This window comes from Shewanella sp. 10N.286.51.B2, assembly GCF_041469265.1.
In the GTDB taxonomy this organism is placed as follows: Bacteria; Pseudomonadota; Gammaproteobacteria; order Enterobacterales; family Shewanellaceae; genus Shewanella.
In genome coordinates this window covers 33,325-42,491 of record NZ_JBFRKH010000019.1, presented here as the reverse complement: position 1 = coordinate 42,491, position 9,167 = coordinate 33,325, and the positions used below count along the sequence as shown (strand labels likewise).

Here is a 9,167-nt window from a genome sequence, read left to right as displayed (position 1 = left end):
CTTTACGAGAAAGAATGAGCAATTTCGATTAACTCAACACCTGTGAGTGTCCACACAGATTTCTTGTTTGATTTGTTAAAGAGCGTTGCTAATTATGTAAGAAATAATCTTTCATATCAGCGGCCATTTGACGCTAGGTCGTTGGCTTAGGGATGCGTATTCTACACTTCCCGTTGTTGGCGTCAAGTCATTTTTAAAATTAATTTAAAATGCTTTTCAACCGGTTAATTATGACGCTTTAAAAGCAGCTTAATTAACGCTAACACCTTGAGGCTATTGGCCTGTCGCCGTGTCAGTGGATGCGCATTATAGGCAAGTTAAGATTTAGCGCAAGGGCTTTTATGAAGAAAACGATAGAAAATGGCTTGTTCGTTGCTATTTCAAACGAAACGCACAAAAAAGGGACTAACCGTCCCTTTTAAGGCGCTATATCAGGCTTTACTCACCAAAGAATCTTGATTCTTGTTTGATGACAACGGCCTTATCATCAATGGTCGCGGCTACGATTAAGTTAATTTTAGTCACGGTTCGCTCTAACACCCCTGGATCGACAGCAATACTAATAGGTAAGGTGAGCACTTCACCCGCTTGCACTGATACGGTTTGTGGACCGCTCCATTCATATCCTTCAATACCATCCATCGAAAGTGCATATTGCTGTGCTTGCTCAGTTTTATTAAGTAGCTTTAAGGTATAGGTGTTCTGCACTAAGCCATCGTTGGTTATTCTATATAAAGCATTTCGGTCTCGGATAACATCCATTCGCACAGGGGCAATTGTGGCGCTGGCATAGATAAACACTAAGATCATGACTGTTAACGCCACACCATAACCCACCAATTTCGGTCTTATGATGCTTTCTTTAACGTTTTCTAATTTATTTTCGGTGGTGTAGCTGATAAGTCCCTTGTCATAACCCATTCGCTCCATTGTGGTATCGCAGGCATCAATACAGGCGCCGCAGTTAATACACTCATATTGCAGCCCATTACGAATATCAATACCGGTAGGGCAAACTTGGACACATAGGTCACAGTCAATACAATCACCTAAGCCCATTTCTTTAGGGTCTGCTTTGCGTGAACGTGGGCCACGGGTTTCACCACGTTTTGCGTCATAACCGACTATATAAGTGTTCTTATCAAACATGGCTGCTTGGAAGCGCGCATAAGGGCACATATGAATACACATGATCTCACGCATCCAGCCAGCATTACCGTAGGTTGCTAAGGTAAAAAATACTACCCAGAAATAAATGCCAATATCGGCATTAAGGGTAAATACATCAATATAGACTTCACGGCTTGGCACAAAGTACGACACAAAGGTCATCGCTGTAAGTAATGATATGAGTAACCAAGAAGTGTGTTTGGCTGTTTTACGCCATAGCTTATTAAAGCTCCAGGGCATCTGATCTAGCTTGATACGTTTATTTCGCGCACCTTCAAACTTCTCTTCTAACCAGATAAAGATAAATGTCCACACGGTTTGCGGACAAGTGTAGCCACACCAAACTCGCCCGAGATAGGTGGTAACAAAAAACAGTCCAAATGCGGCAATAGTAAAGAGTGCTGCCAATAGGGTTAAATCTTGCGGCCAAATAGTGAGATTAAAGATGTGGAACTTCTGTTCACCCAAATTAAACCACACGGCTTGTCTATCACCCCAAGGCAACCAAGGCAGGATAAGAAAGAAAGATAAAGTCGCCCAGCCAATACGGCGTCTTACCGTGGTCCACAGTCCTGTGACAGCACGGACATAGATACTGTTACTCGGATTAAAGCGATCCGCTTTACTGGCGTCGGGTTGATGAATTTTGATCCGGGTTTGCTTAGCGTAATCTTTAGTTTGAGATTCTTGTGTCATCTTGATGCCTTACTACTCAAAAAAGGGGCAAATTCTGTTTAGGTTACAGAAAACGTTATTAATTTAGATAAAAATAGCCTGTAACTGCTACGCACTCGTTTATAGAGTGTTAATTGAGTGTATTATACTCGCATTGTTTAAACTTTTTCACTTTAATTGGACTAAAAGATGAGAGGCTGGATCCTTATAGCACTGATTGGCGGCGTTATTTACTACTTTGCCACCGAAACCGACAAATTAGATGAACCTATTGCTGCAGTTGAGTCGGTATTCAACGATACAGAAAAAAAACTAAAATCAATGACGGGCACTAAGATCACCAGAAAGGAAGATATCATCCCCACCATTCCCAGTGAGGTGATTGAAAGACTGACAGCTAAAGAACTCACTGAACTGAAAAGCGTGTTTACTGACAATGAGTCTGTGAGTGCATTTAAAGATGAGTATTGCGGTTTTGGGCTGACACATCCTGCTATTAGTAAACAAAACCTGCAATTTATCTGCGATAAAATATAATTTTTGGCTTTCCTGCCCTATGTCAATTGACCTGAGAATTATTTCAGCCTAGCCTTTGGATAATCTATTGAAAAAGGCTAGCAAAAAATGACTCAGCAGGTTTCCGACATATTCGACCCAACACTTTGGGACACTGTAACTGACTTCGATTTTGAAGACATCACTTATCATCGCGCAAAAGATCAAGGTACGGTGCGTATCGCGATTAACCGCCCCGACTGTCTTAATTCATTCCGCCCAAAAACCGTTGATGAACTCTACACTGCGTTAGATCATGCCCGCCAATGGTCTGATGTCGGCTGTGTATTAATTACAGGTAACGGCCCATCAGCAAAAGGTCAGCACTCTTTTTGCGCCGGTGGCGATCAGCGTATCCGAGGTAAAGATGGCTATAAATATGAAGGCGCAGAAGAAGGTAAACCTGATGTGGCACGCATGGGCCGCTTGCACATATTAGAAGTACAACGCCTTATCCGCTTTATGCCTAAAGTGGTTATTGCTGTAGTACCTGGCTGGGCTGTTGGCGGCGGCCATAGCTTACATGTTGTGTGCGACCTCACCTTAGCTTCTAAAGAACATGCGGTATTTAAGCAAACGGATCCTGATGTAGGCAGTTTTGACTCAGGCTATGGTAGTGCTTATTTAGCGAAAATGATCGGCCAAAAACGTGCTCGTGAGATTTTCTTCCTTGGCTTTAATTATACCGCTGATGAAGCGTTTGATATGGGCATGGTTAACCGCTCTATCCCCCATGCTGAACTTGAAACTGAAGCATTAAGCTGGGCGAAAGAAATCAACAGTAAATCCCCAACCGCGATGCGTATGCTCAAATATGGCTTTAACTTGCCAGATGATGGTTTGGTTGGGCAGCAATTATTTGCTGGTGAAGCCACTCGTTTAGCTTATGGCACAGACGAAGCGCAAGAAGGCCGTGATGCATTTTTAGAAAAGCGCGACCAAGACTTTTCTAAGTTCCCTTGGCATTACTAATACTTGCTGTTGCTTACTGTTGCTTACTATCGTTAACTTAGAAGATGTCAGCCACTCATAGTAATAGCAGCAAATTAAGCCGACCATTTCTCGGTCGGCTTAATTGAAAAATCAAATAACGCCTATCGATAAACTGACCTTTACAATCTAGATGATAACAATTATCATTTGCATCAGATTAATAAAACAGGTCATTTATCATGAAAAAAACAATCACTTTCGCCATCTTACATTTCTGTGTCGCTTTTACTGTCACTTATCTATTAACAGGCAGTATTGTTATCGGCGGCGCTATCGCACTATTAGAACCTGCTGTAAATACCGTAGTATTCTATTTTCATGAGAAAGTCTGGAAACGCATTGAGCAAGCTAAAGCTGAAGATACCTTGCAACAACTCAGCGCAGCTTAACCCCCATTTATAATGGCTTAGCCAATTACAGTATCAAATGATCTGATCGATCACTCTGCTTTATGCTGCTCTTTTTGCTCTAACCCAAGTTTATTGGCCAAGGGTGCAATAGCGCCGCCCTGAATAAACACAGACATCAATACAAAAAAGAATACCATGTGGACGATTTCTATCGCACCTGGTACGCCTGCCGCTGCAGGTATTAAGGCAAACACAATCGGAGTTGCCCCTTTTAGGCCTATCATTGAAATAAATAAACGCTTTTTCCAGCTGGCCTTCACAAACGGCAAGTAACATAACTGCACCGCTAACGGTCTCGCGACCAAGATAAGTAATAGCCCCGGAATAATAGAAATCCAAAAGACGTTCATTAATGTCTGCGGGAATATCTGCAGTCCGAGCACGATAAACATCAACGCCTGCGCCAACCAAGATAAACTATTAAAAAAGTGTAAATTAACCAGTTGGCCGCGCTTAATGCCATTACCTATCACCACACCAGCAATATAAGACGCCAGTAAAATATTACCGCCAAGCATCTCGGCGCTATAAGTAGCAATAATAAAGCTCGCTAACACAAATACCGGAATAAGCCCGAATTCAGCCAAACTAATTCGATTAAGCAGTAATACTGCTAATTTACCAATTAAGAAGCCCACCACAATGGCAACCAAAATCTGGCTCGCTAGGTGCAGTGATAAGGTTGAAATAGCAACCGCTTGATGAGAAGCCAGTGTCATATCGGTTAATACAATCACCATTAGCATTGCCACAGGGTCATTGGTGGCTGACTCGAACTCCAGCACAGTATCGGTTTGCTCTTTTAACTTAAGCTTTTTAGACTCTAAAATTGAAAATACTGCCGCCGCATCAGTTGAAGATACGATAGCGGCAAATAACAAGCAGGTGATTAGATTAAAATCCAGCAGTCCATAAAGAATTGCCGCAAAGATGAGTGTGGTAAATATCACCCCAAATGACGCTAATACTCCGCCTTCTTTATAGGCCACTTTAATTTTATCGGTGGAGGTATTTAAGCCACCGACAAATACAATCACATTAAGTGCCAACCCCCCTATCCATGCAGTTTGGTCGAGATTGTCATACACGAAATTAAACTCACCATTACCCAAGGATAAACCGACCCCCATAAATATCAGCAACGAAGGTATGCCTAAGGTGCGAGATGGATGGTGCAATAAAATGCCAATAACAATGAGTACTGAGATGCCAATCATGACCATTTCTGTTGTCATACATTTACCTTATATAGTGTGAATAATGTCGATGCTCTCTGCTGTAAGAGTGGGCGTTGCATGCGGTGTGCATATCTTAGTTGCTCGTAAACTTGGCAATGAAAAGGTAAAAAGACGATGTTGCAGTGTACATTGCGATGACTTAACCCCACTCAAACGGCGGTTAAGCTTACTAATTGTATATTATTTTAGCGCCTTAATTGATTGTCATAAAACTTTCATATTAGCCCAAATGTTAATAACCACTGCATAAAGAAAAACCCAAATATCGACACAAGGTTAAAATAAACTTAATTCACAATTAACTTAACACAGCAAAACAACTAGCTGACAAGCCCCGAACGCACCCAAGCACCCACTACAACTATATCCACATAAAGCCTGCAAATTTAAGAAATTAAAAGCCAACTTCCAAAATGCCTCACTCGACCACCCGTTACCGGTAACAACCAATTAACACCAACAAAGCAACAACCTAACCACAATTAATCCAAATTAATTTGCTCGCTTTTGACTGTAACTTAACTGTCATATTGATCTGTCTTAATGCACTCGCTTCAAATCGAACCTTAAAAGAGAAGCGCCCTAATGTTGATATCCAAATGGATTAAACGAACTACCTATATTAAGTGGAACTTGTGATGAAAAAAGTGATTGGTTTACTAACAGCTGTTGGTTTAATGGCAGCACCTCTTGTTCAAGCTGGTACAGTTACAGTGTCTGGTTCAACCTCTGTTGCCCACGTTATGGAAGTGCTGGCAGAGAATTATCAAAATACGACAAACAAAAATGTTGAAGTACAGGGCACCGGCTCATCAGCAGGTATTCGCGCCGCTAAAGATGGCACCAGTATGATTGGTATGTCATCTCGTAATATCAAACCAAATGAATTAACGCCAAAAACAAAAGAAATTGTTATTGCTCGTGATGGTATTGCTGCTGCAGTAAATAAAGCAAACCCAGTTAAAGACCTGACTCAAGAACAAATTTCTAAAATCTACCGTGGCGAAATCAAAAACTGGAGCGAAGTTGGCGGCGAAGCACGTCCAATCGTTGTTGTTACTCGCGAAAATGGTTCCGGTACTCGTGGCGCATTTGAAGAAATCATGCAGCTACAACGTAAAGTTAATGGCCACACAGTAACTGCTATTACTCCTTCAGCTCAAGTAGGTAACGGTAACGGCATGATTAAAACCATCGTTGCTAACAACCCATACGCTATTGGTTATATTTCACTAGGTAGTGTTGATGATTCACTCAACGCATTATCAGTCAATGGTGTTGCCGCTACCGATAGCAACATTGCCGCTGGCGACTATCAAATTGCCCGCCCTTTCATTGCGTTAATAAATGAAGACGCACCAGCAACAGCAAAATCATTTATTGAATTTATTATGTCTGCAGACGGTCAAGGTATCGTTGCAGAAGAAGGCTACATCCGCGTTCAGTAATTACTGATTGAATGCATGGCATAAGAAGGCCTAGACCTTCTTATGCTGCTTTTTGTTTATATAGAGGTTGTAACATGGAAACGGCTAGCAAAATAGACATGACGACAAAGGTGTCACTGTCTCCTGCCAAGAAAATTGATTGGGTTGAACTACTCTTTCACGGGTTATTTTTTCTCAGCGCCATGGTCGGCGTGGTATCGGTCATCACTATTGGCTGGTTCGTTTTCTATGAAGGATTACCCGCATTTAAAGAAGCGGGAGTGTTAAACCTCATTTTTGGTAAAGAATGGCTACCACCTGCGCTTTACGGTATAGCCGCCATGATTGTCGCCTCGCTTGCTTCAACCATGGGCGCGGTAATGATTGGCGTACCAGTCGCAATATTAACCGCTGTCTTCTTAGCGGAAATTGCCCCAAAGTGGCTCGCCAACATTGTTAGACCTGCTGTTGAGCTATTAGCGGGTATTCCGTCGGTGGTTTATGGCTTTTTCGGTTTGATTGTTATCGTGCCAGCTATTGAAAGCATTTTTAATATTCCTGCAGGTAACACTCTATTAGCGGGGATTATCGTGTTGGCGATTATGATTTTGCCAACGGTTATTACGATTTCAGAAACATCGTTAAGAGCACTCACCCCGACTTACAAAGAAGGTGCTTTAGCCTTAGGGGCATCGCATATTTACAGTATTTTTAATGTGTTAATTCCTGCAGCTAAAAGCGGAATTTATACCGGTGTGGCTTTAGGTGTCGCCCGCGCCATTGGTGAAACCATGGCCATTATCATGGTGATGGGTAATGCTCCTGCTATGCCAGGTTCACTACTTGAACCTGCACGTTCATTAACGGCTAACATCGCTATGGAAATGTCTTATGCAACCGGCATCCACTCAAGTGCTTTATACGCTACAGGCATTGTATTACTGGCCTTTATCGTTTGTTTAAATGCTGGACTACTTTATCTAAACCGTAAAAGAGGGCATGCATAATGACTCAAGTATCAAACAAGCAATCCCGAGTGTTTAAAGACAAGGCTGCACTGGCAGGCGTTTGGGCATCTGCAGCGCTCACCATAGTATTTTTACTTTGGGTCGTGTGGCACATTTTATCTAACGGCTTAAGCCATGTCAGTTGGGAGTTTATTACCAGTAGCTACACTCGCATTGGCGAAGCATCAGGTATTTGGGCGATGATTGTATCAACCGTTTATATGGTTGGATTGTCACTGGGTATCGCAGCGCCACTGGGGATTATGACCGCTATTTACTTAACCGAATACGCCAAACCAGGCAGTAAATTGGTTGAAGTGATCCGTTTTTGTATTGAATCATTAGCCGGTATCCCATCGATTGTTTACGGTCTGTTTGGTATGACCTTCTTTGTGACAGTACTGGGCCTTGGGTTCTCTATCCTTGCTGGCGCGCTGACACTATCAATGCTGATTTTACCTGTGATAATCCGCACCACTGAAGAAGCGCTAATGGCGGTACCTATGAGCTACCGTGAAGGGGGTTATGCACTGGGCAGTTCAAAGATTTATACCATTTGGCGCCTCATTTTACCTAACGCATTACCGGGTATTGTGACCTCAATTATTTTGAGTACAGGCCGGGTGATTGGTGAGTCGGCACCGGTATTTTTAACCGCGGGCATGGTGACACAAATTCCAGAATCAGTATTAGATTCTGGCCGCACCTTAACCGTGCATTTATATAAACTCACCCAAGAATTATTTACTCAACATGAGTGGGATCAGGCCTATGCCACAGCCACCATCTTGATTGTATTAGTGCTAGTACTCAATCTAGCCACCAAAATTATCGCAGCTCGATTTGATAAACATTCACATTAAGGCAATTTAAAAATGAACAAGCTTGAAGTCAATAATCTCAACCTTTTCTACGGCGAAAACCAAGCGCTGAAGAATATTTCATTGCCTATTCCTGCTAAACAGGTCACGGCGTTAATTGGCCCGTCAGGTTGTGGTAAATCAACCTTATTGCGCACCTTAAACCGCATGAACGACTTAGTGGCAGGGGTAAAAATTGATGGTGATGTGTTATTTGAAGGCGAAAACATATATTCAGACATTGATGTAAAACAACTGCGGATGCGCGTGGGGATGGTATTTCAAAAACCCAACCCATTCCCGATGAGTATTTATGACAATGTTGCCTTTGGCCTAAAAGCGCAAGGCGAAAAAGACAAGTCAGTGATTGATAAAACCGTAGAGGAGTCTCTACGTGGTGCAGCATTATGGGATGAAGTGAAAAAACGCCTTCATAGTCCAGCACTTGGTTTATCAGGCGGTCAGCAGCAACGTTTGTGTATTGCCCGTGCCATTGCTATGCAACCTGAAGTGATTTTGATGGACGAGCCAACCAGTGCGCTTGATCCGATAGCTACCCATAAAATTGAAGAGTTAATGGACGAGCTACGTAAAAAGTTCACCATCGTAATTGTGACTCACTCAATGAATCAGGCAAAACGGATTTCAGATAAAACCGCCTTCTTCTGGATGGGCGAGTTAGTTGAACACGCGGATACCGCCACCTTATTCCAACACCCAGTAGATAGCCGCACTCAAGGTTATGTTAGCGGTGAATTTGGTTAAGCTGTCTACTAAATAGTTTATCCAAGCCTGCTTATACTGCCCGCTAAAGACAAAAAGCCCGAGACTA

At 42.5% G+C, this 9,167-nt stretch carries 9 protein-coding genes; 7 read left to right on the top strand and 2 right to left on the bottom strand.

What is annotated here, in order from left to right; all coding sequences use genetic code 11:
* Positions 1 to 438: 438 nt before the first annotated feature.
* Positions 439 to 1,866, bottom strand: coding sequence for a cytochrome c oxidase accessory protein CcoG (ccoG, locus tag AB4140_RS05710; RefSeq protein WP_102475836.1), 1,428 nt, complete (start codon positions 1,864 to 1,866; stop codon positions 439 to 441).
* 168 nt (positions 1,867 to 2,034) lie between these two features.
* On the opposite strand from ccoG, the gene AB4140_RS05705 reads away from it, so the two are divergent.
* The 3 genes from AB4140_RS05705 to AB4140_RS05695 all read left to right on the top strand — a co-directional run bounded on the left by AB4140_RS05705 (position 2,035) and on the right by AB4140_RS05695 (position 3,782).
* Positions 2,035 to 2,382, top strand: coding sequence for a hypothetical protein (locus tag AB4140_RS05705; RefSeq protein WP_102475837.1), 348 nt, complete (start codon positions 2,035 to 2,037; stop codon positions 2,380 to 2,382).
* 87 nt (positions 2,383 to 2,469) lie between these two features.
* A complete protein-coding gene (locus AB4140_RS05700; protein WP_102520252.1) occupies positions 2,470 to 3,372 on the top strand; it encodes a 1,4-dihydroxy-2-naphthoyl-CoA synthase in 903 nt (300 codons plus the stop codon).
* Positions 3,373 to 3,572: 200 nt separating this feature from the next.
* Positions 3,573 to 3,782 (top strand): DUF2061 domain-containing protein, encoded by a 210-nt coding sequence (locus AB4140_RS05695; protein ID WP_102439900.1) that lies wholly within the window; start codon positions 3,573 to 3,575, stop codon positions 3,780 to 3,782.
* Between the two features lie 50 nt (positions 3,783 to 3,832).
* Here AB4140_RS05695 and AB4140_RS05690 read toward each other — a convergent pair whose 3' ends face one another.
* Positions 3,833 to 5,038 (bottom strand): potassium/proton antiporter, encoded by a 1,206-nt coding sequence (locus AB4140_RS05690; RefSeq protein WP_102475839.1) that lies wholly within the window; start codon positions 5,036 to 5,038, stop codon positions 3,833 to 3,835.
* A gap of 641 nt (positions 5,039 to 5,679) precedes the next feature.
* Between AB4140_RS05690 and AB4140_RS05685 the strand changes: the two genes are divergently transcribed.
* The 4 genes from AB4140_RS05685 to pstB all read left to right on the top strand — a co-directional run bounded on the left by AB4140_RS05685 (position 5,680) and on the right by pstB (position 9,100).
* A complete protein-coding gene (locus tag AB4140_RS05685; RefSeq protein WP_102475840.1) occupies positions 5,680 to 6,489 on the top strand; it encodes a phosphate ABC transporter substrate-binding protein in 810 nt (269 codons plus the stop codon).
* 74 nt (positions 6,490 to 6,563) lie between these two features.
* Positions 6,564 to 7,475: a phosphate ABC transporter permease subunit PstC gene (gene pstC / locus AB4140_RS05680; RefSeq protein ID WP_076541861.1), complete on the top strand. Its 912-nt coding sequence runs from the start codon at positions 6,564 to 6,566 to the stop codon at positions 7,473 to 7,475.
* Positions 7,475 to 8,338 carry a phosphate ABC transporter permease PstA gene (pstA, locus tag AB4140_RS05675; RefSeq protein WP_076541860.1) on the top strand — a complete coding sequence of 288 codons (864 nt, stop codon included), beginning with the start codon at positions 7,475 to 7,477 and terminating at the stop codon, positions 8,336 to 8,338. The genes pstC and pstA overlap by 1 nt, the downstream gene beginning before the upstream one ends.
* Positions 8,339 to 8,350: 12 nt before the next feature.
* Positions 8,351 to 9,100 carry a phosphate ABC transporter ATP-binding protein PstB gene (gene pstB, locus AB4140_RS05670; RefSeq protein ID WP_372000096.1) on the top strand — a complete coding sequence of 250 codons (750 nt, stop codon included), beginning with the start codon at positions 8,351 to 8,353 and terminating at the stop codon, positions 9,098 to 9,100.
* Positions 9,101 to 9,167: the final 67 nt, after the last annotated feature.